We start from the raw sequence: 23,824 nt of genomic DNA, 5'->3' as shown, positions 1-23,824 counted from the left end.
TTGCACAATAAAAGGGGTAAACCTTTTCAATTGAGGATATACTTATATCATAGAACGAATAAGAGAGGAGGGCGGAGATGCCGAAATACTCCATTAAGACTGTGGCGACGTTGACCGGTGTCAATCCAACGACCATTCGAGCTTGGGAACGGCGATATCAATTTATCGTACCGAGCCGGACCGAATCAGGTCACCGCCTGTATTCAGATCAAGATGTCGAGAAAATTAAGTGGGTGGTAGACAAGCAAAAAGAGGGATTGACGGTCTCTCAAGCAATTCAACAACTCCACCAAGCTCCTGAACCAGAACCGACGTCTGTGAAGCTTTACGATGAAGAGTTGAAGGATGCCCTGCTTCAGGCATTGCTTTCTTTTGATGAGCGGACCTCGCATGATCTAATTAATCGTGCATTTAATACGTTCAGTTTTGAAAAGGTGACAAAAGATATCATCGGACCGTTACTGATGGATATTGGTTCAAAGTGGGAGCAAGGAACGATTACGATTGCCCACGAGCACTTCGCCACGGCGTTTTTACGGGCACGTCTCTCTACATTGTCACTTCAAATGCCGATGAACCCGTTTCTTCCCCGAGTCACTTGTGTCTGTGCACCGGGTGAGATGCATGAAATCGGATTGCTCTTCGTCACACTTTATTTGCGTCAACATGGGTACGACGTCATCTTTTTAGGAGCGGGCTTCCCAAAAGAAGATTTAAGCAAGGCGCTGCACGACATCAACACATCGTGCCTTATTTTTGCATGCACCTTGACGGATAATATCCCGAACTTGTTAGAGGCGATGGAATATATTCAAGAAGAGCATCCTACATTAAAGATTGGGGCGGGTGGATATGCGGTCAGCCTCGAACGGAGTCAGTTCGATGATGCATTTCTTGGCGATGCGCCAGAAGAGTGGACGAAATGGTTATCAACTATTTGACACGGGATTAAAACGGGAGTAGCTTATTAGTAGGATTGAATATTCACTGGAGGTTTTCGATTGAGATTTGAAAAACAAACAAAAGAACATCTTCGTGTATATGTGACTGCGAATGAGCTTTCGTTACGTGGAATCGCCATCGATACGATCGTGGGGGAAAACGGTCAACAGCTGTGGAAAGAATTACTTGAGACAGCAGAGAGTGAATACGGGTTTTCTCCGCAAGGAGCGGTCGATTTGAATGTGACGATGTTTCCACGCGATGGTCTCGTCATCGATGTTCAAAAAGGTGAGGCCATGGCAGAGCTTGATGTCGAGCAAGTTGAGATTCGACTCACAATTGATGTCATCCATCATTTGATTTATCAGTTTGATGATATTGAAGATGTGATTAACGCGTCGATTCAACTGTTTCCACATATACATGAAACTGAGCAGGGTGGAGCACTTTATCACTATGAGGGACGGTACTATCTCCACTTCGTGGAAGTACTACCAGAGAAAGTGGAAGAGCGTCTCGCTGCGATTTTATCCGAATATGGAAAGACGACCACGGTTAGTCCGTACGTCATGATGGAATATGGAAAAACGATTCAAACTGAACAGGCTGTGAAAGAGCTGTACGATGCATTCGCATAAGTACGGCTTTTTTACTTTTCTGTTTCTATTGTTTTTGACATGTCCGTGTTATGATTAGACATGAATTTTCAGTAGTTAGTTGAAGGAGAGATTGGAATGAAGGTCGCTGTATTGTATGGTGGAGTGTCAGGAGAACGTGAGGTATCCCTCACAAGTGGACAAGGGATGATTGAGGCATTGACGGAGCGTGGCCATGAGGTTACGGCAATCGATTTTCATCCAGAGCGCGCGAACGAGTTATTGACGTTAGATGTCGATGTCGTCGTCAGTGCATTACATGGGAAGTACGGCGAAGATGGTCGTGTCCAATCATTGCTTGAAATGGCGGGAATCCCGTACACAGGGTCAGGTGTCTTAGCGTCTGCTCTTGCGATGGATAAGGCACGAGCAAAAATCATCTTCGCAGCATCAGGCATCCGTGTGGCGCGCGACGTGTTAATTGAATCTGTGGATTCGATTGATGCGAAAGTAGCTGAGTGGGGAAATGAGTTTCCGTGTGTCGTCAAACCTGCCCAAGAAGGTTCTTCGAACGGTTTGACAATCGCGATGGACGAGTCGATGTTACGTGCGGGAATTGATCGAGCATTTGCATGTGATTCAGCGGTATTAGTCGAGCAGTACATTAAAGGAAAAGAACTGACGGTACCGGTCATCGGGAACTTCGGGAAAGAAGAAGCACTTCCTGTTATTGAAATCATTCCAAAAAATGAGTTTTACGACTATGAGTCGAAGTATACAGAAGGTGGTTCGATTCACGTATGCCCAGCCGAAATCTCAGATGAATTGACGACGGAAGTGCAACAAGCGGCCGTCATGGCTCACCGTGCGCTCGGTTGCTCAGGGTACTCACGTTCAGATTTCCTCGTATCGGAATCGGGTGAAGCGTATATTTTAGAAACGAACACGCTGCCTGGAATGACGCCGTTGAGCCTTTTCCCGGACAGTGCAAAAACAGTCGGAATTTCGTATGGCGAGCTTTTAGAGCGCTTTATGGATCTAGCACTCGAACGCGAGTCGAAGTAAGTTATCTGGATCATTCCACACTTCAAGAAAACGCTTTCATTATTTTTGTAAAACCCTTTCAAATTGAGCGTGTATCAGCTATACTTTTAAACGAATACGAGGTTAATTCTTGGGGGAGAATTGACAATTTAGGGGAGGAAACCTTCATGATTACGGATCAAGAAAAAGGTCATCAAAAACGAAAAAACATCTTGGAATCGACACAAGAGGTAATTCACGAAGCTTTAGATAAACTCGGCTATCCAGATGAGATGTACGAGTTGTTAAAAGAACCGCTTCGCATGCTGACCGTTCGGATCCCAGTTCGCATGGATGATGGCTCGACAAAAATCTTTACGGGTTATCGCGCTCAACATAACGATGCGGTCGGACCGACAAAAGGGGGAATTCGGTTCCACCCGAGCGTAACTGAAGTAGAAGTCAAAGCATTATCTGTATGGATGAGTTTAAAGGCGGGGATTGTCGACTTGCCATACGGTGGGGGGAAAGGCGGAATCGTCTGTGACCCACGCGAGATGAGTTTCCGCGAAATCGAACGATTGAGCCGCGGTTATGTGCGTGCCATTAGCCAAATTGTAGGACCGACAAAAGATATCCCTGCTCCGGACGTGTTCACGAACTCACAAATCATGGCATGGATGATGGATGAGTATAGCCGAATCGATGAATTCAACTCACCAGGTTTTATTACAGGTAAACCGCTTGTACTTGGCGGTTCGCACGGTCGTGAAACTGCGACTGCGAAAGGTGTAGCCATCATGATTCGAGAGGCGGCACTCCGCCGTGGCATCGAATTGAAAGGTGCCCGTGTCGTTGTTCAAGGATTCGGGAACGCGGGTAGCTTCCTTTCGAAATTCATGTACGATGCAGGAGCAAAAGTGATTGCGGTCAGTGACGCGTATGGCGCGATCCATGACGAGAATGGCTTAGATATCCCTTACTTGTTAGACCGTCGTGATTCATTCGGTACGATTTCGACGCTCTTCAAAAACACAATCTCGAATAAAGAGATGTTAGAACTCGACTGTGACATTCTCGTGCCAGCTGCTATCGAGAATCAAATCACGGAAGATAACGCCGATGCCATTAAAGCTTCCATCGTAGTGGAAGCGGCGAACGGACCGACGACGAACGAAGCGACGAAAATTTTGACGGAGCGCGGAATTCTCCTCGTGCCAGACGTATTGGCATCAAGTGGTGGGGTCACGGTTTCTTACTTCGAATGGGTACAAAACAACCAAGGTTACTACTGGACGGAAGAAGAAGTCGAGGAAAAACTTGAAAAAGTACTCGTTCATTCGTTCAACACTGTTTACAACACATCTTCAGCCCGCAAAGTCGATATGCGTCTCGCTGCCTATATGGTCGGTGTACGTAAGATGGCGGAAGCGTCACGTTTCCGCGGTTGGGTTTAAATCAAAAAGTTCGGTCAACATGCGTTGACCGAACTTTTTTTATACTTTAATACGATTTGCGATCGTGTCTGCGATGGCTTTCCCATGAAAGCGACCGTTCTCGATAAAAATCTTATTCGCATCGTTGCCGGCAGCGACAACGCCAGCGATGAACAAATGCTCGACATTCGTTTCGAACGTTTCCTCATCAAACGTCGGAACACCGCTCTCCTGATCGATCGTGATTCCCGCATTTTCAAAAAGGTGATGGTCTGGTTGATACCCTGTCATCGCGAGGACGTGATCGGCATACACATGCTTCTTTTCCCCATGTTGGTGATAATAGACGCCGTCTTCGGTAATGTGATCAATTGTCGCCTCAAATTCCATCCGAACTTTCTCATGTCGGACGAGTGAATCGAAGTTAGGGAGAACCCATGGCTTCACCGAAGGACTATAAGAGTCACCGCGATAAAGCACTGTTACATATGCTCCAGCCTTTTCGAGTTCGATTGCCGCATCGACTGCAGAGTTCTTTCCACCGATGATGGTGACGTGTTGTCGATAGTACGGATGGGCCTCGTGGAAATAATGATGGACATGTGGTAACTCTTCACCAGGCACGTCGAGCATACGAGGACGTCCATAATATCCTGTGGCTAAAATCACATAATCTGCCTCACGAACGATCTCCCCACGACGCTCATGTCTTGACGTCACGACAAACCGTTTGTCGATTTTCTCTACTGATTCGACGGTCTCGAACGGATGGACGTTCAATCCCGTACGGGTGACGACTTCCCGATAGTAGACGAGTGCATCTTGTCGCCGTGGCTTCAAATCTTTGCAGATAAACGGGATGTCCCCGATCTCTAACAGGTTTGCAGATGAAAAGAACGTTTGATGGGTCGGATATCGATAGATTGCATCAACGATATTTCCTCGTTCAATTATCGTACAAGAAACCCCAATCTTCTCTAACTCGATGGCCGCTGATAGACCACATGGTCCAGCACCCACAATAATCGCTTGTTTATTCACTGAAAATCACCTCTTTGCTCATTGTAGGGAAGGGAATGCGGAAGCGCAAGGTTATTGCTGGAAGCTAAAGCTATGCTCCATGACGGATTGAGATGAACCGGATTCGAGTTCCACGAGTAAACGCAGGCGAGCTTTTTGCGAATTCAACCCGTTCGAGAAAATGATCCCCATCTCTTTCAATTGTTTTCCGCCACCGGCATATCCGTATACGTCTTGGACGATTCCGTTAAAGCAACGGCTGACAATCACGACGGGGATTTCCTTGACTAAACGTTCAAGTGCCGGCAATAGTGTCGGTGGGACGTTTCCTTGCCCTAACACTTCGAGGACGAGTCCGTCGTATCCAAGTTCCATCACCGATTCGAGCAAATCAGGCTCCATTCCCGCAACGACTTTTAACACAGCTACCCGTTTTGAGATGGACGGAATCATTTTAGGCTGTCTCGTTGCCGGTTGACTATAGATGAGTACGTGGTCCTTTGTGACCATACCCACGTTTCCAAAATGAACCGACTTGAACGTATCGACGGATGACGTATGTGTTTTTGTGACGTTGAATGCCGAGTGGATCTCTCCGTTGAACACGACGAGTACCCCTTTTCCGCGAGCCGATTCACTCTTTGCGACCCGAAGAGCAGTAATTAAATTGAATTCCCCGTCTGAACCGACTTCATTCGAGGAACGCATCGCTCCTGTCAGGACGATTGGTACAGGCGCACCGAGCGTAATCTGCAAGAAGTAAGCCGTTTCTTCTAATGTATCTGTTCCATGCGTGATCACGACTCCGTCATACGTGTCCTGCGTCAACTCATGCTGAATGAAGTGGGCCAGTTCAAGCATTTTGTCGGGTGTCATATGCGGAGACGGGATATTTGAGAAATGCTTCGTCGTAATGTGGGCGATGTCCGTCGCCTTTGGAAGTGTAGCGTCGATTGGATTCACATCGCTCGGTTCGACGTGTCCTGTACCGGATTGGGACATAGCAATTGTACCGCCTGTGTGAATAAGTAATAAATGATTCATAAATGACCTCCTAATTATTTTTATGGATATTTCCATTTTCTAGGCGTTACACACTTTTTCTTTCAGACAATTCAGTGTATGCTAATGAGAGAAAGGAGAGATGCGTCATGATCGCAATCGCCTTGTCTGCGGTGGCACCAGGGCTTGCCCTTCTTTCCTACTTCTATCTTCGGCATGAATTGGAAGCAGAACCGCTCGGATATGTGATTCGTTCTTTCGTGGCCGGGGCCGTTCTTGTTTTCCCGATCATGTTTATCCAATATGCGTTCGTTGAAGAAGGGGTGCTGACTGGTCCGTTTTGGCAGGCATATGTCACCACTGCCTTACTCGAAGAGTTTTTTAAGTGGTTTATGATTTATTATACAATATATATACATAAAGTCTTTGATGATTACTACGACGGGATTCTCTATGCGGTCGCCTGCTCATTAGGCTTTGCGACGTTAGAGAATTTTTTATACTTATGGGTGTACGATTCATTGGAAATTGCGATTTGGCGCGCCATTTTACCGGTGAGCGGCCATGCGTTGTTTGCGGTTGTCATGGGCTATTGCTTAGGACGAGCCAAACATTCGGCACGTGAGCGGGTGTGGCTGTTTATGGCAGTCTTTTCTGCAACGGTCATTCACGGGACGTTTGATTTGATCTTGATTTTAGAACCGGATCATAAGTTACCGGCCGTGCTCTATATCGTCATTTTATGGATGGTTGCACTTCTGCTTGTGCGAGCAGCCAATCTGTCCAATCGTCGTCAATTTAAATAAAGGGGAGCATGCGTATGCTGAAAGAAGGACAAGAATTACGAATCGAAGTAGAAGGACGGAATGAGGGGAAAACAAAGATTGCTGCCATTGTGGATCAAATCGTTTGGATTGAATCACCAAGTGACATGACGACGCTCAAAACCTTCTTCTTACATGAAGAAGAAGAGATGCGTGTTTACTTTTTCAAAGGAGACAACCAATTGTTCGCATTTGATACGAAAGTTGCGAAGCGAATCAGTGATGCGCAGATGACGATTCGCTATGCTTTCAAGATGCCGGATGAGAAGAAAGTCAAACGGATTCAACGACGAGAATATTTGCGCGTTCCTGAAATGATTGACGTGACAGTCGTTGCGGCGGACGGGGCAGACTTTGAGTCGTTTGAAACGACATCGCTTGACGTATCGGCTGGTGGCATGAAAATCATTGCGAACCGTGCACCTGTCGAAGTGGATGAATCACTCATCGTCGTTTTTCGGATTGAAGACGAGCAAGGTGTGCCACAACTCTTTCGTGTGAAGAGTCGTTTAGTACGGATACATGAACAAGAAGTGAAGCAAGAGCTTTCCATGGCGTTCGAAGATTTGACCCCTCGTGATCAGGAGACGATTTTACGATACTGTTTCCGCGTTCAACTTGAAGCGCGTAAGCGGATAGGGTCTGTATTTTCTTCAAGATAAAAAACTGTTATGATGTTCTCGGGATTATAGACCGAGAGGAGGAGGGTATCGGGCACACTCGATACCCGTTTTGTATGAAAAAATCGTTACAAATTGCTTTAGATGGACCGGCTGGTGCTGGGAAAAGTACAATCGCCAAGTCGTTGGCGAAACAATTGGGCTATGTCTATATAGACACAGGTGCGATTTATCGAGCAGTCACATATCGTGCTTTAAACGAAGGGGTTAATCTTGAAGATGGTCCCGCACTTGCAAAGATGATCGAGAACATGTCGATTCGTCTCGTGCCATCTGAAGAAGGGCAACGTGTATTCGATGGCGAACAAGAAGTGACAGATGTCATTCGCTCTAGTGAAGTGACGAATAATGTGAGTTTTGTCGCTCGTCAATCGGAAGTACGGAATGCCTTGATGGATTTACAGCGTGGTTTAGCGAAGCATGGCGGTGTCGTCATGGATGGGCGCGATATCGGCACGCATGTGTTACCGAGCGCAGATTTGAAAGTGTTTATGACTGCCTCGGTCGAAGAACGGGCGCGCCGTCGTCATGAGGAAAATGTGTCGAAAGGAATCCCGAGTGATTACGAGCGATTGAAGGAAGAAATCGCCCTTCGTGACAAACGTGATTCAGAGCGTGAGGTCGCGCCTCTCCGTCAAGCTGAAGATGCTCATTATCTCGATACGACGACGTTGTCGATTGATGGGGTCGTCACGGCGATTGAACGATTAATTGAAGAGGTGAGAGCATGAGTAAACCGTTGAACAATGGTCCGTTTGGAATGTATCGGCTGGCGAGAGGCGTCGTGAATATCATTCAACGCGCATCGTTTCGTGTCGAGTTCATCGGACGCGAACATGTCCCGAAAGATGGGTCAATCCTCGTCTGTTCGAACCACCAGTCGAACTGGGATCCGGTCCTCCTCGCATGTGCGATTCCGAAAGAGCGCCCATTACGATTCTTTGCGAAAAAAGAACTTTTCAACGTTCCTGTATTGAAGCATATTTTGAACCGTGCGGGACAAATCCCGGTATCACGTGGGGAAGGTGACCGTCAGGCGCTACGTGTCGTTCTTCAAAAGCTAAAAGAAGATGAGGTCATCTCGATCTTTCCTGAAGGTACACGTTCAAAAGATGGGACGTTAGGAAAGGCGCAAGCTGGGGTTGGTTTCTTTGCGATGCGTTCGGACGCGCATATTTTACCGATTGCCATCATTGGTAGATATAAGTTTCGTGCGAAATTGCGTGTCGTCATTGGAAAGCCGATTGATTTGGCTCCTTTGAAGGAACGTAAGGCGAACGCACAAGAGGCAGCCGACTTAATCATGGATACAATCGCCGACCTCTATTTGAAACATTCATTCACGAAGTAATTATAGGTTTAGGGAATTGAGGTTTAAACTTCTTTCAATAGAGGTACAATCTTCATAACGCCTTGACAAATTCTCGGAATTATAAGAGATTTATACTAGGTGTAAGCGCCTCAGGGCGCTCCTTTTTGTACTCATCGTGAGGGGGTAGTGTTGGAATGGTCGAAGAAATGAAAGATATGCCTGATTTTGAAATTAATCGTGGTCAAATTGTGACCGGAACAGTTGTCAAAATCGAGGATAAGCAAGCGCTGATCGATATCGGTTATAAAACCGAAGCGATTTTGCCAATTAGCGAAGTATCAAGCATGCATCTAGACGATTTAAACGAATCACTCCAAGTGAACGACGAGATTCGTGTCAAAGTTAAAAAAGTCACGGACGAAGAAGTGGTCGTTTCGAAAAAAGACGTCGATGCTGAGGCAGCATGGGATCGAATTGTCCAGAAATTCGAATCGGGCGAAGTGTTTGAAGTGATGGTGAAAGATAAGGTCAAAGGTGGCCTTGTCGTCGATATCGGAATTCGTGGATTTATCCCGGCATCTCTTGTCGAAAGTCACTTTGTCGAAGACTTCTCGTCTTATTTAAACAAACCAATTACCGTAAAAGTCGTCGAGATTGATCGCGAAAAAAATCGCGTCATCTTGTCACATAAAGCAGTTGTCGAAGCAGAAATGAGTGCCAAAAAATCAGAGACGCTTGAATCGCTCGAAGTCGGTCAAGTGATCGAAGGAACGGTTCAACGGTTGACGGACTTCGGTGCGTTCGTTGATATCGGTGGTGTGGACGGTCTCGTCCATATCTCAGAAATGGCGCACAGCCGTGTTGAGAAGCCGAGCGATGTCGTTACAGAAGGCGACCGCGTCAAAGTGAAAGTCCTTGGTCTCGACTTAGATAATGAAAAAGTGAAGCTCTCGATTAAAGAGACACAACCAGGTCCGTGGGAAACGATTGAAGGGAAAATTCAACCGGGTGATGTGATCGAAGGAACTGTCAAACGTCTTGTGACGTTCGGTGCGTTCGTCGAGGTCGCACCACAAGTGGAAGGTCTCCTTCATATCTCGCAAATCGCGAACCGTCACATCGCAACGCCATCTGAAGTGTTATCAGAAGGCCAAGAAGTGAAAGTCAAAGTATTAGACGTTCATCTTGATGATAAGAAAATCTCATTGTCGATGCGTGCACTCGAATCATCTGAACCGACTCGTCAAGATGATGACCAAGCGTTACTCGACGAATACAGCGACCAAGGAGGATTCTCTGTCTCTGAATTGACAGGTGATGAATCTTCGGACGACTCTAAATAAGATGATCGTTCAAGCGGGAGTCATGCTCCCGCTTCTTTTTGTATGGTCACTTAATTTTGCCTGTGATATGATAGGTAAGTTGCGTTTCGAAATGTTGAAATGATGAAATTTTGATAGAAAGATTAGTGAGGTGTTGTTATGGGAATTCCAGCAGTGGCCATCGTTGGCCGCCCGAATATCGGGAAATCCACAATTTTTAACCGCATCATCGGAGATCGTGTCTCAATCGTCGATGATAAACCAGGTGTCACACGTGACCGTATTTATGGTACAGGAGAGTGGCTCAACCGTAAGTTCCATTTGATTGATACAGGTGGGATCGAAGTAGGAGACGAGCCGTTGCTCGTACAAATGCGTCATCAGGCTGAACTTGCCATCGATGAGGCGGATGTCATTATCTTCATGGTGAACGGTCGCGAAGGCATCACAGCAGCCGATGAAGAAGTAGCGAACTTGTTGTTCCGCTCGAACAAACCGATTGTCCTTGCCGTCAACAAAGTGGATAACTTTGAAATGAGAGATCTCATGTATGAGTTCTATTCACTTGGATTCGGCGATCCGTTCCCAATTTCGGGTACACACGGGTTAGGACTTGGTGACTTGTTAGACCAAGTGTTCGAACTTGCTCCTGAAAAGGATGAATTTGAATATAACGAAGACGTCATTCAGTTCTCGTTGATTGGTCGTCCAAACGTCGGGAAGTCTAGTTTGACGAACTCAATTCTTGGCGAAGACCGTGTCATCGTGTCAAACATCGCTGGAACGACGCGTGATGCCATCGATACACCGTTCACACGTGACGGACAAGAGTATGTCATCATCGATACGGCAGGTATGCGCAAACGCGGGAAAGTATACGAATCGACAGAACGTTACAGCGTCATGCGCGCGCAAAAGGCGATTGAACGGTCAAACGTCGTCCTTGTCGTCCTCGATGGTGAAGAAGGAATCATCGAGCAAGACAAACGTGTTGCCGGTCTCGCCCATGAAGCCGGGAAGGCGATTGTCATCGTCGTCAACAAGTGGGATGCAGTCGAAAAAGATGATAAGACGATGAAGAAGATGGAAGAGGAAATTCGCAAAGAATTCTTGTTCCTTGATTATGCACCGATTGTCTTCTTGTCGGCACTTACGTCGAAACGGTTGCAAACATTGTTGCCTGTCATCAAGCAAGTGGCAGAAACACATCGTCGTCGGATTTCGACGAGCGTATTGAACGATGTCATCGTCGATGCGGTCGCGATGAACCCGACACCGACAGATAAAGGACAACGTTTGAAGATCAACTACGCGACTCAAGTTGCCATCGAGCCGCCGACGTTCGTCTTGTTCGTCAACGATCCTGAATTGTTGCATTTCTCGTATAAACGTTATTTAGATAATCAAATCCGTAAAGCATTTGACTTCACCGGGACGCCGATTCATATCGTGGCTCGTCAGAAAAACTAATAACGGGGGTGCCACTTATGGCAAATGTAGCTGTCATTGGAGCGGGAAGTTGGGGAACGGCCATCTCGCTCGTATTAGCGGATAATGGTCATGACGTCCTGCTCTATGGACGTGAACAAGAGCATGTGGACGAAATCAATTCGTCTCATACAAACTCGTTTTATTTGAAAGACGCACCGTTACCGGAATCGATTCGGGCCACGACAGATTTGAAGGAAGCGCTCGACGGACGCAACATCGTCTTCCTTGTCGTCCCAAGCTCGGCGATTCGTCCTGTCTCGAAACAGTTGAACACCATGTTGAAGGAACCGGTCACCATCGTTCATGCCGCAAAAGGGATTGAACCGAAAACGCACAAACGCCTTTCGGAGATCATTGCGGAAGAAATCGACCCGTCGAAACGTCGGGCTATCGGTGTCTTGACTGGGCCGACTCACGCTGAAGAAGTTGCAGTGCGGAAACCGACGACAATCACGATTGCTTGTGAGGACCTCGATGTCGCTGACGAAGTGCAGGAGCTGCTTACAAACGATCAATTCCGTGTCTACTTGAACTCGGATGTCGTCGGTGCCGAGTATGGCGGGGCGCTTAAAAATATTATCGCTCTTGCTGCAGGTATGACCGACGGACTTGGTTATGGGGACAATGCAAAAGCTGCCCTCATGACACGTGGGATTGTGGAAATTGCTCGACTTGGAGTGAAGCTCGGAGCCAATCCGGCCTCTTTCTCTGGATTGACAGGAATCGGGGATTTGATTGTGACGGCGACGTCGCAACATAGCCGAAACTGGCGTGCCGGCAATGCGATCGGACGCGGCGAAAAGCTTGAAGACGTTCTTGGAAACATGGGAATGGTCGTCGAGGGTGTCCGTGCCTGTGAGGCAGCACACTCGCTCGCAAAAGAAGCGGGCGTCGAAATGCCGATCACGGAAGCGCTCTATAACGTGCTATTTGAAGAAAAGAGCCCTCATGATGAAGTGAAAAAACTTATGAGACGCCCACAAAAGCATGAGATGGAACAAGTATTTCATTTTGAAGAATAATACTTCGGAGAGGAGCTGACGTTTTCGTTCAGTTCCTCGCTTTTTTTTGCTACACTTGAAGTCTGGAGAACATAGAGAAAGTAGGGGGATAGACGTGACACCGTCACTCATCAAAATGTGGATTTCATTTGCGGGGATTGGTGCTTTTGCCATCGCTGCACTGATGGTCGCCATCAGTCACACGAAACTGACCGGATGGTTTGCGACACTTGTGCGCCTGATTGCGTTCATCATTTTCTTATTTGGGACAGTTATTATGATTTTTGTCGTCGTCTCAGGACCGACGGGAGGATAGACCATGAAAAAGAGCATCATCGCTGTTAGCGTACTGTTAACGACTTTGTTGGCAGGATGCATGTTTCCGGACTCGGAACGAGCTAACAATATTCCGTATGAAGACCAATTGAATACCGTACAAAGTGCGGTCGATGCATATCGTGAACAATCTGGCGTCTTGCCCATTAAAACAAAACCAGCGGAAACGCCGCTTATGGAGCGTTATCCAATCGAGTTTGCCCGGCTCGTACCAGGATATTTAGCAGACCCTCCAGGGAATAGCTTTGAGGGCGGTGGGTTGTTCCAGTATATTCTCGTCGATGTCGAAACGGAACCGACCGTCAAATTGATTGATTTGCGTGTATCGGAGCGTCTTCAACAGCTTCAGACAAATATTAATGCGTTTCGGGCAAAAGAAGGGAAGTTTCCGTTCGATGGCTCGCTCGGGAAAAACCAGTTCACGCTCGATTACGACAAAATATTTGTCACAGAAGAGCCGGTCATCCCAAGTCCGTACTCGGATCGTGAACTCCCGATCTACGTAGACGGTACCGGACAACTATTTGTGGACTATCGAGAAGACGTGAAAGAAGCGCTTCGAAATACGGATGAGTCGCCAGAAATCGGCGAAGACATTCGTTATTTGCTGTATGAAGACGCTCCATTCGCCCCTGCTTATTCACAAGGCTATACAATAGATGAACAAGGAGAAGTTGTTTTTTTAAACAACTGAGCTTGTTTTGATGGTGAATGTCGTGAATTCACGCAAAAAATGTTGTCATATCAACGTTTGTACGATATGATTAATCCCGTAAACTCCTAGTGAGAGGAGGTGAATCGTGATGAACAAAACTGAATTGATCCAAGCAGTAGCGGAGAAAGCAAATGTTTCGAAAAAAGAAGCTACAGTAGTTGTAGAAGCTACTTTCGAATCTATCACTGAAGCACTCCAAAACGGTGAAAAAATTCAATTGATCGGTTTTGGTACTTTTGAAGTTCGTGAACGTGCTGCCCGTAAAGGTCGTAACCCACGTACAAAAGAAGATATCGAAATCCCAGCGAGCAAAGTTCCTGCATTTAAAGCAGGTAAAGCGCTCAAAGATGCGGTCAAGTAATCTGCAATACATAAGTCGCCGAAAGGCGGCTTTTTTGTTTCGTTTGCGAGTTCGAATGACGTGAATGTGACAAAAATGTGCTATACTATGTCAGAATGACAATGAAGTGGACGAGGGGGGATAGCATGGAACAGTTGACAAATGAATTCGTTGTCACAGACCTTGCTCGTCAAATCCAACAACGTATGAATCATCCCTATTTGACGAAACACGAGGTTGTACCAGCGGTCGACATGCTGTTGCTTCGTTGGATGGTCGAGATGATTGATTTGGAATCGATTGAGCATCGACAACTCGTGATGGCAACTTATTTCGCTCATCAGGCGCTCGAATTACATGATCAAGTGAACAGTAGTCCGAAAGGGTCGCTAGAGCGCCAATTAAAAGTGCTCGCGGGCGATTTTGCTTCGGCTCAGTTTTATAAAATCTTGACGGCTTTCCCAGCGTCGTATAGCGATCGATTCGGACAGTCTGTACAACGTGTCAATGCTGCAAAGTGTACATTACTGCTCGATAAAAACGTTTCGATGAACATTTGGATCGAAGCGAACGTCGGATTGATTCAAACACTTTCCGAACTGATTGAACAACCTTATTTGACAACAAGTGGGAAACGAATGATTGATAAGAAAGCGACAGCGCTCAGACAGGACCAAAAGGAGCAGCTTAATACGTTGCTCGCGCATGCAGTCGCTTAGAACGGAAAGGATGTTACGCGTTGCAACCGATAGAAAAAGAGCAAAAAGTATACGAAGTATTTCAGTCCATTTCTCCGAGCTACGATACGATGAACTCGATTATCAGCTTCCGACTTCACAAATGGTGGCGTCGGACAACGATGAAGAAAATGAACGTCTTTCCGGGGGCTAAATGTCTAGATGTTTGTTGTGGCACAGCCGACTGGACGATTCAATTGGCTGAAGCTGCTGGAAATACGGGGGTCGTCAAAGGTCTCGACTTTTCAGAGAATATGCTGAAAGTTGGGGAGGAAAAAGTAAAATCAATGCCGACGATTGAGTTATTGCACGGGAATGCGATGGCGCTACCGTTTGGAGATCATTCGTTTGATTACGTCACAATCGGATTCGGACTTCGGAACGTTCCGGATTACATGACGGTTTTGCGTGAAATGCATCGTGTTTTAAAACCGGGTGGAACGGTCGTCTGTCTTGAAACGAGTCAACCGACGGCACCCGTCTTTAAGGAATTGTATCGATTTTACTTTGGGACGGTCATGCCTCTGTTCGGCAAAGTATTTGCCGGGTCATATGACCAATACAAATGGTTACAAGAATCGACCGATCAGTTTCCTGACCGTCTGACGCTCAAGCGCATGTTTGAAGATGCCGGGTTCGAACAAGTCGAAGTGAAGACATTCTCCGGAGGTGCATGTGCCATGCATCTAGGAAAGAAGTGGTGAAACATGTCTTTGAAGCGACTTTACCGTCACATGAATCGAGAGATTGATCAAATCGATCAATTTTTATCAACTCGAGTCAGGACGGACCACCCTGTTATTGAATCGGCATCTCGCCAACTACTCGATGCTGGTGGTAAACGCATCCGACCAGCTTTCGTTTTATTGAGTGCAGGATTCGGTGAGACGAAAGATATCCGTTTGACGAAAGTTGCCTCAAGTCTTGAGTTGATTCATATGGCATCGCTCGTACATGATGATGTCATCGATGATGCAATCCTTCGTCGGGGGAAACCGACCGTCATGGAGCGATATGATGAGACCGTTGCGATGTATACCGGAAATACGTTATTCGGAGAGGCGATTCGTCTCGTATCCGAAATCGATTCTCCGGAAGTGATGCGAATCATGGCGGACACGATGGAACGAATTTGCGTCGGCGAAATCAATCAAATCCAAGATCAATATGACTGGGGTCAATCACCTAAGCGATATTTAGATCGGATTGCACGAAAGACAGCCCTTTTGATTGAGACGAGTTGTGCGGCGGGCGCTGTTATTTCAGGAGCGTCACCTCAAGTCGTCAAACAGCTAAGCCTATTCGGATATGACATTGGGATGGCGTTCCAAATGACCGATGATTTACTCGATTTCACGGCAAAGAGTTTTCAACTCGGGAAACCGGTCGGAGAAGATTTAAAGCATGGTCATAAGACGTTGCCGCTACTCTATTCATCGGAGGATCCAACCTTTTACGAGCGTCTCCGTCAAGTGAGTGCATCGACAGACATGGAGATGACGAAATCACTTGTTCGTGAAGTGCAACGAAATGGAACGTTAGAACGAAGCCAACGCACGATTGACCGATACGTTGAACGCGCCATCCGACGACTCGATAGGTTGCCAGATGTGCCTGACAAACGATCTTTGATTGAAATTGCTCAATATATCGGGAAGCGTAAATGGTAAATGCCCATGTAACCCCTTTCAAAAATGTGCAGGAGCGTGTACACTAAATACGTACAACGTACACATTTATTGACTTAGGGGGATTTGGGGAATGGAAAAGACATTTTTAATGGTTAAACCGGATGGGGTAAAACGTGGATTGATTGGGGAAATCATCTCACGCTTTGAAAACAAAGGATATACATTGAACCGTCTCGAAATGGTGACACCGTCAGTTGAGGTCGCAGAGGCACACTATGCAGAGCATAAAGAAAAGCCGTTCTTTGGTGAATTGGTTGAGTTTTTGACTTCTGGTCCGGTCGTCGCGATGGAATGGGAAGGGGAAGACATCGTAGCCGTCTCTCGTCTCATGATCGGGAAGACAAAGCCGCTTGATGCACAACCTGGAACGATTCGTGGTGATTTTGCATCGACGATGTCACAAAACGTAATTCATGGTTCTGATAGTGTGGACAGCGCGGAACGCGAATTGGCACTTTGGTTCGCAGGAGTTGCCTCACACGTTTCATGACTTTTCGAAGGGACGGGGAAACCTGTCCTTTTTTTGATTCCCTTTTAAAAGCTTGTGGTCAGAAGAAAGAGGAAATGAGAAAGAATTGAGGTTGAAATTGGTGATGAATGATTATGCCATCTTCGTAAAAAAGTTTTATATCAAGTCTGGAATTGACTTGAATTTATATAAAGAGGCGCAGATGAAGCGTCGGATGGTCGCCTTACGCGAAAAGAAGGGATATGCGTCGTTCCTTGAATACTTAAAGGCGATGGATACAGATCGCCAGCTCTATGAAGAGTTCCTTGACAGAATGACGATTAACGTGAGTGAGTTTTATCGCAATCCGATACGTTGGCAACAGCTTGAGGAAGATATCCTGCCTCACCTAATTCGCTCGAGTCAAGGGAAACTCCGTGTGTGGAGTGCAGCGTGCTCGACAGGAGAGGAACCATACTCGCTCGCCATGTTATTGTCTAAACATCTGGCACCTTCTCAATTTTCCATTATGGCCACTGATTTAGATGACATTGTCATCGAAAAGGCGAAACAAGGGAAGTATCACGAACGTGCACTGATCGACTTGCCAGATGAGTTTAGAAACCGATACTTTACGCGTCGTGGAGACGACTATTTCATTTCGGATGAAATCAAACAACTCGTGACGTTTAAAAAACACAATCTACTAGCGGACGTGTATGAACGGAACTTTGATTTGATTGTTTGTCGAAACGTATTGATTTACTTTACGGAAGAAGCGAAAGAAAAAGTATATACGTCGTTTCAACGTGCCCTTCGTCCAGGAGGAATCTTGTTTGTCGGTGGAACCGAACAAATCTTCCAGCCGAAGCGTTACGGCTATGCGATGAAACAAAGCTTCTTTTACGAAAAAATAGATGGATGAGGTGAACAGATGCGCTATTTGACAGCTGGTGAATCACACGGTCCGGGACTGACGGTCATCATTGAAGGTGCCCCTGCCGGTCTCGCTATAGATTTAGATCAAATAAACCTAGAGTTGAAAAAACGTCAGTCGGGATATGGCCGAGGACGTCGCATGCAAATCGAGTCAGACCAAGTAGATGTTCGTTCTGGTATACGTCACGGTAAAACGACAGGCGCACCAATCACATTCTGGATTGAGAATAAAGACCATACCCATTGGAAGCACGTCATGCAAGCCGAGCCAATCGAAGAGGATGTTGAGATCAAGCGACGAGTCTCACGGCCGAGACCAGGGCATGCCGACTTAGTCGGTGGAATGAAGTATGACCATCGCGATTTGCGGGATGTTTTGGAACGTTCGAGCGCAAGGGAGACGGCGGCACGTGTCGCGGTCGGTGCCTTTTGTAAGCAATTGCTTCAACAAGTCGGGGTGTCCCTTTTCAGTTACGTCAAAGTGATTGGTGGTGAACAGGCGGCAATGCGTACGTTTGAATCGCTTCAAGAAGCAAAAGAAGTGATTGACGCCTCACCAGTTCGGACGCTTGACGAAGCAGCTGCTGAGCGGATGATGCGTCGCATCGATGAGGCTAAGGAAAATGGAGACTCGATTGGCGGCATTGTCTGTACGGAAGTCCATGGTGTCGTACCAGGTCTTGGTTCATATGTGCAGTACGACCGTAAATTGGATGCCAAAATTGCGCAGGCGGTCTTAAGTGTCAACGCATTTAAAGGCGTAGAGTTCGGAGATGGTTTTGAAATGGCATTCCGTCCCGGTTCTGAAGTGATGGATCCGATTGCATATGGAGACGAAGGATATACCCGGCTCAGTAATCACCTTGGTGGCTTTGAAGGCGGGATGACAACGGGTATGCCGATTATCTGTTCAGCCGTCATGAAACCAATCCCGACACTCTATAAGCCTCTTCAATCAGTCGATATTGATACGAAAGAGGCATTCCTCGCTCAAATCGAACGGAGCGATTCGTGTGCTGTCCCTGCAGCATCACTCGTCGTCGAGGCGGTCATTGCGTTTGAAATGGCGAAGGAAGTATGTGAGACGTTCGGTCATGATACGATGGACCGAATAAAACACCGAATCGATGAGTATCGAGAGGAGTTACGAGTATGGTGACCATTCCAATCGCGGCATCGACCCCGTATCAGGTTGTCGTCGACGATCAAGACCGCTGGATGGAAACAAATGATTGGTCACGTTACCCGATGCTCTGGGTCGTCACGGATGAAAGGGTCGACGCGCTTTACGGGGAATCGTTCCTTACAAAGTTGAAGCAAGTCCATCCATGCGTCGTCTCATCTGTCGTCAAGGCGGGTGATGCGTCGAAGTCGTTATCGCAACTCGAACAGCTCGTCACAGAAGGATTGAGACACGGATGCGACCGTCATACTCTGATTGTCGCTTTCGGTGGCGGGATGATTGGTGATTTGGCCGGTTTTTTAGCGAGTGTCTACATGCGTGGTGTTCCTTACATACAAGTCCCGACGACGATTTTGGCACACGATTCGGCTGTCGGTGGTAAAGTCGCCGTCAATCATCCGCTTGCGAAAAATGCGATTGGCTCATTCTATCAACCGATCGGTGTCTATTATAATGTTTCTCGTCTTCATACCTTGCCGATCCAAGAAGTTCGGAGCGGTCTCGGTGAACTATTGAAACATGCGTATTTATCACGTTACGTCCTCGAATCCTCTTTCGAGGACGACTTGTTTTCCGCTCTTTCTGAACATCAGGAACTGGATTGGGTCACATGGCTCGCACGCGGCATTGAAGTGAAACGAGAAGTTGTCGAGAAAGATGAGCAAGAGCAAGGTATTCGCGCTTGGCTGAACTTCGGGCATACGTTCGGTCATGCGCTTGAGTCCGTCGAGGCGTACCGTATCCCTCACGGAGAAGCGGTGTTACATGGGATGGTGTTTGCCTTTTTACTATCGGGAGACGAGACACGGGCGAAACGGTTGTTTGAATGGATTCGTCTGAACGATGTCACACCGATTGACTGGAAACCGTTCGAGCAATATGTCGAAAAAATGGTTCGTGATAAAAAGAATCGTCACGGCGAAATTCGGTTCGTCTTACTCCATGACACGATTGTCGTTGAATCTATGCCGCTCGAGCACCTTGAACATACATTTGAACAGATGAAAGGATGGTGGGAACAATGAGTTTAAACGGTTCAATCCGTGTGCCAAGTGATAAGTCGATCACTCATCGTGCGCTTTTATTCGGCATGATGGCGACTGGGACGACGCGCGTCGTGCATCCACTTCTCGGTGCCGATTGTCGCTCAACGCTCGAAATCATTCGATCACTCGGAGCAGAAGTGATCGAAAAACAAGACGAACTCCTCATCACGGGGGTCAAGTCACCACGTTCGGCACAATTAGACTGCGGGAACTCAGGGACAACGATGCGCTTATTGATTGGGCTCTTATCGGGGTATGACGGGTCATTTGAACTCGTGGGAGATGAGTCGTTGTCAAAACGTCCGATGCAACGTGTCAACGCACCACTTCGTGAAATGGGAGCGGACGTGAAAGGTGATCTGGCGCCAATCATGATTGAAGGAAAACCGTTACAATCCATCGACTATACGTTACCGGTAGCGAGTGCTCAAGTGAAATCGGCCGTCCTCCTTGCCGGGTTACGTGCGAAAGGGACGACGATTGTTCGTGAGCCGATGTTGTCTAGAGACCATACCGAGCGAATGTTGCCGCTCTTTGGGGCGCAACTCACTGTTGATGCGGAAAAAGAGGAACGAATCATTCGTGTCGAACCCTCTCGACTAAGGGGCGCGACGGTCGATGTACCGGCAGATCCTTCGTCGGCTGCCTTCTTCTGGGCAGGGGCGGCCATCGTGCCGAATAGCTCCGTCACGACGACGGACGTCTGTTTGAATGAGACGCGAATCGGATTTTTGCGGACGCTCGAACGGATGGGAGCAAATGTCGCTATTTCCAATGAACGAACCGTCGGGGAGGAATTGGTCGGTGACGTCACGGTGACGACAAGTGAATTGTCTGGGACGGTCGTAGAAGGGGATATGATTCCTTCACAAATCGATGAATTGCCGTTATTCGCACTCGTCGCTTCACAGGCAAATTCTCCGTCAATCGTGAACGACGCAGCGGAACTGAGGGTGAAGGAGACGGATCGGATTGACGTGGTCGTATCAGAGTTACGGAAATTAGGGGTGGACATCGTTGGAAAAGAGGACGGGTTTATTGTAAAACCGAGTCGTCTTCACGGCGGACACGTCTCGGCGCATGGTGACCATCGTCTGTCGATGATGTTACAAGTCGCTACACTCGTCACGGATGAAACCATCCAAATTGAAGACATTGATGCGTCCGATGTCAGCTATCCCGGCTTCCGTCAAGATTTACAACAGATTCAACGTGAGATAGAATAACGACAAACCGATGGCCAGGAGGACGAAATATGCTAGATGAAGCAGCATTAACACATATTATCGAGATGCTTGAATCAGGAGAGACTGAACATGCTCTTGCGCATATAGAAGAACTTGAGAAAGATGGGTCGGATGACGATCGCTTAGCGATCGCTGATTTGTATTTAGAGCTTGGTCTTGCCGACCGAGCGACAGAAGTCCTTTCAAAATTGTACGTGGATTACGAAGGTGACCCAAACGTCGCCCTTTCACTCGCGGAGGCATATTTAGACAGTGACCGTGAAGAAGAGGCAATTGCTGTATTAGAGAAGGTCAAGTCAGATGACGCGGAGACGCAAGTGAGAAGTCTTGTCTTATTGGCTGATTTGTATCAATCTCAAGGGCTCGATGAGGTAGCCGTGAAAAAATTGATGGAAGCTCTTGAAAAGAATCCGGACGAACCGTTACTCATTTATGGGTTGGCGGAATTGTACGCTTCGACCGGGTCGTTCGAGCAGGCTATCCCGCTCTATGCACGACTACCTAAAATGAATTTGCCGTCCGAAATCGATTACCAAGCTGACTATGCGGAAGCACTCACAATGGTTGGGTCGTTCGAAGAAGCGCTCGATGAGTATGAGAAAGCAACACATCGTAATTTAAATACCGTCTTCGGACATGCGATGACCGCACATCGAATCGGTCGAGAGGAAGTTGCCATCAAGCAGTTTAAAGAGCTTCAGGCGATGGACCCGGACTTTACCTCGCTCTATCTTCCTTACACCGAAGCATTGGACGCGAATGGTCAGACGGAAGAAGCGCTTGAAATCGTCGATCAAGGAATCACGCGCGACGACTATAATGACGAACTTCGTCACGTGAAAGCGAAATTGCTCCTCAAACTTGGTAATCGCGATGGAGCCGTTAAAGAGCTTCGAGAAGCACTCGTGTTGAATCCGGAATCGCTACAAGCGACAGAATTGATCTTATCGATTTTATTCGAAGCAGGAGAAATTGATGACGTCCTCGAAACAATAGATGCACTCGAAGATCATACGACGTCACCGCTGATGACTTGGTACAAGGCGAAGGCGAAATATGAGCTCGAGGAATATGACGAAGCTGTCAGTTTATATGCCTCGATTGAGCCGATGATGAAAGAGGACGTGTCATTTGTGACAGAATGGGCTACACTGTTGATAGAGGAAGGTCGTAGACAAGACGCGCGACGTGTGGTCGAGCAATCGCTTGCACTGGTGGTCGATCTTGAAGATCGCCAAGTGCTCGAAGTCCAGCTCGAACAATTGTCTGATGACGTAGAATGATAAAGGGAAGGGAATGAGGTCAGATGGTCGAGCGGAAACGGAATTTTTTGAAGCGATTTGTCGCTCATCATACACTTCGGAAACGTGAAGCGAAATGGATTCTTGACTACTGGTTGAGACATCCAGATAAGCTTGGCAACGTTCATTTCGTAACAAACGCCTCGGTCTCCCCACGTAGTCTTGTGATGACGGCGTATGGATTTGATGGTGAACCGTTTCGATATCGACGGGGAGACCTTGTGACCATGAATCCTGAAAAGGCTTATCATGACATCCGTCTGCACGATGGGCCAATTTATGTGGAATTGAATTTTCAAGGCATGATGATTGATGAGAATTGGATTGACATCGTGGAGCAAAATCCGTTTGAACCGGTGGCGGAAGTGAAAGATGAAGTATCGTCTTCTGCTCAGACGGTCATTCAAGCTTCCGTTGCCCAATTCGAAGAAGAGCGATTATTGATTGAAATCGATAAAGCGCTCGACCGTCGGGATGAGAACTTATTCCGCAATTTGACGAGTCAACTCCACCAAGTACGGGAATCTAAATTATTTTGAAAAAAACAAGCGCTTCCGTTCCGGTTAGCGCTTGTTTTTTGGTATATTAATAACGTAGGAATACACAATTATTTCACAGTTCGTTCATAAGTTTGAAACGTGAACGAAGTCATGTACGATACAATAGACATGATGAGATAAGTTGGAGAGGAGGGAAAAGATGAGGTTCGATAGTCAGGGGGCACTGCGCTCGATTGCCGAACGACAATACGTCGATACGCTCATCGTTCCGCTCGCAGAATTGGCGTTTGGTGAGGATATGGTTCGTAAAGCCGAAAGCTATGAAGTCATTCATGCCGTCACGGTTGAGACAGAACGTCAATTATCTGGTCGGACGATGCTCAGCCCAACGCTTAGTTACACCGATGTGGAAGCTGGTGTGGAACTGGCGAAAGATGTGGTGGCAAAAGCGGAATCATCCGGTTTTTCTCACGTTTTGTTTATTGCGTCAGACGTCCGTTTCAAGCCATATGATTTGCCGATGTTGTTCGTACCACCGCTTGCGCTAGGAGCGATGTCGAGCGATCAGGCGCACACGATGGTTCAAAATTTTGCGACACAAGTTATCACGGAACTTTCGAGCCGTTGGATGGCGACATGAAGCGGTTGACGTAGAGGTTTTATTGATATACTATTTTGTTGAGTGAGAAATT

The 23,824-nt window shown here is 47.1% G+C and carries 27 protein-coding genes; 25 read left to right on the top strand and 2 right to left on the bottom strand.

The features are described 5' to 3' along the window. Positions 1–77 precede the first annotated feature (77 nt). From PJK55_RS04450 to PJK55_RS04435, 4 genes are all read left to right on the top strand, one after another. Complete coding sequence (locus PJK55_RS04450) at positions 78–941, top strand: MerR family transcriptional regulator (protein WP_271304960.1); 864 nt, start codon at positions 78–80, stop codon at positions 939–941. A gap of 60 nt (positions 942–1,001) precedes the next feature. Next, on the top strand, positions 1,002–1,580 hold the full coding sequence (locus PJK55_RS04445; RefSeq protein ID WP_271304959.1) for an adaptor protein MecA: 579 nt from the start codon (positions 1,002–1,004) through the stop codon (positions 1,578–1,580). Positions 1,581–1,676: 96 nt separating this feature from the next. Next, positions 1,677–2,603 carry a D-alanine--D-alanine ligase gene (locus tag PJK55_RS04440; protein ID WP_271304958.1) on the top strand — a complete coding sequence of 309 codons (927 nt, stop codon included), beginning with the start codon at positions 1,677–1,679 and terminating at the stop codon, positions 2,601–2,603. 146 nt (positions 2,604–2,749) lie between these two features. Next, positions 2,750–4,018: a Glu/Leu/Phe/Val family dehydrogenase gene (locus PJK55_RS04435; RefSeq protein ID WP_015881453.1), complete on the top strand. Its 1,269-nt coding sequence runs from the start codon at positions 2,750–2,752 to the stop codon at positions 4,016–4,018. Positions 4,019–4,057: 39 nt separating this feature from the next. Here PJK55_RS04435 and PJK55_RS04430 read toward each other — a convergent pair whose 3' ends face one another. Then, complete coding sequence (locus PJK55_RS04430; protein WP_271304957.1) at positions 4,058–5,038, bottom strand: YpdA family putative bacillithiol disulfide reductase; 981 nt, start codon at positions 5,036–5,038, stop codon at positions 4,058–4,060. Positions 5,039–5,089: 51 nt separating this feature from the next. After that, the gene (locus PJK55_RS04425; protein WP_214875528.1) at positions 5,090–6,061 is read right to left on the bottom strand and encodes an asparaginase; all 972 of its coding nucleotides are present in this window, start codon (positions 6,059–6,061) and stop codon (positions 5,090–5,092) included. Between the two features lie 107 nt (positions 6,062–6,168). Between PJK55_RS04425 and prsW the strand changes: the two genes are divergently transcribed. The 21 genes from prsW to PJK55_RS04320 all read left to right on the top strand — a co-directional run bounded on the left by prsW (position 6,169) and on the right by PJK55_RS04320 (position 23,772). Continuing rightward, entirely contained in the window at positions 6,169–6,825 is a 657-nt protein-coding gene (gene prsW, locus PJK55_RS04420; protein WP_271304956.1) for a glutamic-type intramembrane protease PrsW, read from the top strand. 14 nt (positions 6,826–6,839) lie between these two features. Beyond that, complete coding sequence (locus tag PJK55_RS04415) at positions 6,840–7,505, top strand: flagellar brake protein (RefSeq protein WP_271304955.1); 666 nt, start codon at positions 6,840–6,842, stop codon at positions 7,503–7,505. Positions 7,506–7,579: 74 nt separating this feature from the next. Beyond that, the gene (gene cmk / locus PJK55_RS04410; protein ID WP_271304954.1) at positions 7,580–8,254 is read left to right on the top strand and encodes a (d)CMP kinase; all 675 of its coding nucleotides are present in this window, start codon (positions 7,580–7,582) and stop codon (positions 8,252–8,254) included. Then, entirely contained in the window at positions 8,251–8,874 is a 624-nt protein-coding gene (locus PJK55_RS04405) for a lysophospholipid acyltransferase family protein (RefSeq protein ID WP_271304953.1), read from the top strand. Before cmk ends, PJK55_RS04405 begins: the two co-directional genes overlap by 4 nt. Before the next feature lie 155 nt (positions 8,875–9,029). Further along, on the top strand, positions 9,030–10,178 hold the full coding sequence (gene rpsA, locus PJK55_RS04400) for a 30S ribosomal protein S1 (protein ID WP_271304952.1): 1,149 nt from the start codon (positions 9,030–9,032) through the stop codon (positions 10,176–10,178). A 138-nt stretch (positions 10,179–10,316) separates the two neighbouring features. Next, the gene (gene der, locus PJK55_RS04395; RefSeq protein ID WP_214691863.1) at positions 10,317–11,627 is read left to right on the top strand and encodes a ribosome biogenesis GTPase Der; all 1,311 of its coding nucleotides are present in this window, start codon (positions 10,317–10,319) and stop codon (positions 11,625–11,627) included. A gap of 17 nt (positions 11,628–11,644) precedes the next feature. Then, entirely contained in the window at positions 11,645–12,670 is a 1,026-nt protein-coding gene (locus PJK55_RS04390; protein ID WP_214745386.1) for an NAD(P)H-dependent glycerol-3-phosphate dehydrogenase, read from the top strand. Positions 12,671–12,764: 94 nt separating this feature from the next. After that, the gene (locus PJK55_RS04385) at positions 12,765–12,965 is read left to right on the top strand and encodes a DUF2768 family protein (protein WP_074034636.1); all 201 of its coding nucleotides are present in this window, start codon (positions 12,765–12,767) and stop codon (positions 12,963–12,965) included. A gap of 3 nt (positions 12,966–12,968) precedes the next feature. After that, positions 12,969–13,679, top strand: a complete 711-nt coding sequence (locus PJK55_RS04380; protein WP_214783674.1) for a hypothetical protein — start codon at positions 12,969–12,971, stop codon at positions 13,677–13,679. Positions 13,680–13,788: 109 nt separating this feature from the next. Then, positions 13,789–14,061: an HU family DNA-binding protein gene (locus PJK55_RS04375; RefSeq protein ID WP_074034634.1), complete on the top strand. Its 273-nt coding sequence runs from the start codon at positions 13,789–13,791 to the stop codon at positions 14,059–14,061. Positions 14,062–14,186: 125 nt separating this feature from the next. Then, positions 14,187–14,759 carry a heptaprenyl diphosphate synthase component 1 gene (locus PJK55_RS04370; protein ID WP_214875556.1) on the top strand — a complete coding sequence of 191 codons (573 nt, stop codon included), beginning with the start codon at positions 14,187–14,189 and terminating at the stop codon, positions 14,757–14,759. Positions 14,760–14,779: 20 nt separating this feature from the next. Beyond that, entirely contained in the window at positions 14,780–15,481 is a 702-nt protein-coding gene (locus PJK55_RS04365) for a demethylmenaquinone methyltransferase (RefSeq protein ID WP_214691866.1), read from the top strand. Positions 15,482–15,484: 3 nt separating this feature from the next. Then, complete coding sequence (locus PJK55_RS04360) at positions 15,485–16,447, top strand: polyprenyl synthetase family protein (protein ID WP_271304951.1); 963 nt, start codon at positions 15,485–15,487, stop codon at positions 16,445–16,447. A 91-nt stretch (positions 16,448–16,538) separates the two neighbouring features. After that, positions 16,539–16,958, top strand: coding sequence for a nucleoside-diphosphate kinase (gene ndk / locus PJK55_RS04355; protein WP_214691868.1), 420 nt, complete (start codon positions 16,539–16,541; stop codon positions 16,956–16,958). Positions 16,959–17,061: 103 nt separating this feature from the next. Continuing rightward, positions 17,062–17,841, top strand: coding sequence for a CheR family methyltransferase (locus PJK55_RS04350; protein WP_271304950.1), 780 nt, complete (start codon positions 17,062–17,064; stop codon positions 17,839–17,841). Between the two features lie 9 nt (positions 17,842–17,850). Beyond that, the gene (aroC, locus tag PJK55_RS04345; RefSeq protein ID WP_271304949.1) at positions 17,851–19,014 is read left to right on the top strand and encodes a chorismate synthase; all 1,164 of its coding nucleotides are present in this window, start codon (positions 17,851–17,853) and stop codon (positions 19,012–19,014) included. Continuing rightward, complete coding sequence (locus PJK55_RS04340) at positions 19,008–20,063, top strand: 3-dehydroquinate synthase (protein WP_271304948.1); 1,056 nt, start codon at positions 19,008–19,010, stop codon at positions 20,061–20,063. Before aroC ends, PJK55_RS04340 begins: the two co-directional genes overlap by 7 nt. Continuing rightward, positions 20,060–21,310, top strand: a complete 1,251-nt coding sequence (gene aroA, locus PJK55_RS04335; RefSeq protein WP_271304947.1) for a 3-phosphoshikimate 1-carboxyvinyltransferase — start codon at positions 20,060–20,062, stop codon at positions 21,308–21,310. Before PJK55_RS04340 ends, aroA begins: the two co-directional genes overlap by 4 nt. 29 nt (positions 21,311–21,339) lie before the next feature. After that, positions 21,340–22,614: a tetratricopeptide repeat protein gene (locus PJK55_RS04330; RefSeq protein WP_271304946.1), complete on the top strand. Its 1,275-nt coding sequence runs from the start codon at positions 21,340–21,342 to the stop codon at positions 22,612–22,614. Positions 22,615–22,637: 23 nt separating this feature from the next. Beyond that, the gene (locus PJK55_RS04325; RefSeq protein WP_214691878.1) at positions 22,638–23,171 is read left to right on the top strand and encodes a ReoY family proteolytic degradation factor; all 534 of its coding nucleotides are present in this window, start codon (positions 22,638–22,640) and stop codon (positions 23,169–23,171) included. A gap of 160 nt (positions 23,172–23,331) precedes the next feature. Beyond that, positions 23,332–23,772, top strand: a complete 441-nt coding sequence (locus tag PJK55_RS04320) for a DUF2487 family protein (protein ID WP_271304945.1) — start codon at positions 23,332–23,334, stop codon at positions 23,770–23,772. Positions 23,773–23,824: the final 52 nt, after the last annotated feature.

Origin of the sequence: Exiguobacterium sp. MMG028 (genome assembly GCF_027947425.1) — a bacterium.
Classification (GTDB): domain Bacteria; phylum Bacillota; class Bacilli; order Exiguobacteriales; family Exiguobacteriaceae; genus Exiguobacterium; species Exiguobacterium aestuarii_A.
The sequence above is the reverse complement of the archived record's forward strand: the minus strand, read 5'-3'. Positions and strand labels throughout refer to the sequence as shown.

Excerpts from the sequence above, each read along its gene's own strand:
- PJK55_RS04370 (WP_214875556.1), top strand. The coding sequence starts at position 14,187 with ATGGAACAGTTGACAAATGAATTCGTTGTCACAGACCTTGCTCGTCAA.
- PJK55_RS04435 (WP_015881453.1), top strand. The coding sequence starts at position 2,750 with ATGATTACGGATCAAGAAAAAGGTCATCAAAAACGAAAAAACATCTTG.
- PJK55_RS04425 (WP_214875528.1), bottom strand. The coding sequence starts at position 6,061 with ATGAATCATTTATTACTTATTCACACAGGCGGTACAATTGCTATGTCC.
- PJK55_RS04340 (WP_271304948.1), top strand. The coding sequence starts at position 19,008 with ATGGTGACCATTCCAATCGCGGCATCGACCCCGTATCAGGTTGTCGTC.
- PJK55_RS04375 (WP_074034634.1), top strand. The coding sequence starts at position 13,789 with ATGAACAAAACTGAATTGATCCAAGCAGTAGCGGAGAAAGCAAATGTT.
- PJK55_RS04405 (WP_271304953.1), top strand. The coding sequence starts at position 8,251 with ATGAGTAAACCGTTGAACAATGGTCCGTTTGGAATGTATCGGCTGGCG.
- prsW (WP_271304956.1), top strand. The coding sequence starts at position 6,169 with ATGATCGCAATCGCCTTGTCTGCGGTGGCACCAGGGCTTGCCCTTCTT.
- PJK55_RS04450 (WP_271304960.1), top strand. The coding sequence starts at position 78 with ATGCCGAAATACTCCATTAAGACTGTGGCGACGTTGACCGGTGTCAAT.
- aroC (WP_271304949.1), top strand. The coding sequence starts at position 17,851 with ATGCGCTATTTGACAGCTGGTGAATCACACGGTCCGGGACTGACGGTC.
- cmk (WP_271304954.1), top strand. The coding sequence starts at position 7,580 with ATGAAAAAATCGTTACAAATTGCTTTAGATGGACCGGCTGGTGCTGGG.
- PJK55_RS04320 (WP_271304945.1), top strand. The coding sequence starts at position 23,332 with ATGAGGTTCGATAGTCAGGGGGCACTGCGCTCGATTGCCGAACGACAA.
- ndk (WP_214691868.1), top strand. The coding sequence starts at position 16,539 with ATGGAAAAGACATTTTTAATGGTTAAACCGGATGGGGTAAAACGTGGA.
- PJK55_RS04325 (WP_214691878.1), top strand. The coding sequence starts at position 22,638 with ATGGTCGAGCGGAAACGGAATTTTTTGAAGCGATTTGTCGCTCATCAT.
- PJK55_RS04360 (WP_271304951.1), top strand. The coding sequence starts at position 15,485 with ATGTCTTTGAAGCGACTTTACCGTCACATGAATCGAGAGATTGATCAA.
- PJK55_RS04380 (WP_214783674.1), top strand. The coding sequence starts at position 12,969 with ATGAAAAAGAGCATCATCGCTGTTAGCGTACTGTTAACGACTTTGTTG.
- aroA (WP_271304947.1), top strand. The coding sequence starts at position 20,060 with ATGAGTTTAAACGGTTCAATCCGTGTGCCAAGTGATAAGTCGATCACT.
- PJK55_RS04350 (WP_271304950.1), top strand. The coding sequence starts at position 17,062 with ATGAATGATTATGCCATCTTCGTAAAAAAGTTTTATATCAAGTCTGGA.
- PJK55_RS04440 (WP_271304958.1), top strand. The coding sequence starts at position 1,677 with ATGAAGGTCGCTGTATTGTATGGTGGAGTGTCAGGAGAACGTGAGGTA.
- PJK55_RS04330 (WP_271304946.1), top strand. The coding sequence starts at position 21,340 with ATGCTAGATGAAGCAGCATTAACACATATTATCGAGATGCTTGAATCA.
- rpsA (WP_271304952.1), top strand. The coding sequence starts at position 9,030 with ATGGTCGAAGAAATGAAAGATATGCCTGATTTTGAAATTAATCGTGGT.
- PJK55_RS04390 (WP_214745386.1), top strand. The coding sequence starts at position 11,645 with ATGGCAAATGTAGCTGTCATTGGAGCGGGAAGTTGGGGAACGGCCATC.
- der (WP_214691863.1), top strand. The coding sequence starts at position 10,317 with ATGGGAATTCCAGCAGTGGCCATCGTTGGCCGCCCGAATATCGGGAAA.
- PJK55_RS04415 (WP_271304955.1), top strand. The coding sequence starts at position 6,840 with ATGCTGAAAGAAGGACAAGAATTACGAATCGAAGTAGAAGGACGGAAT.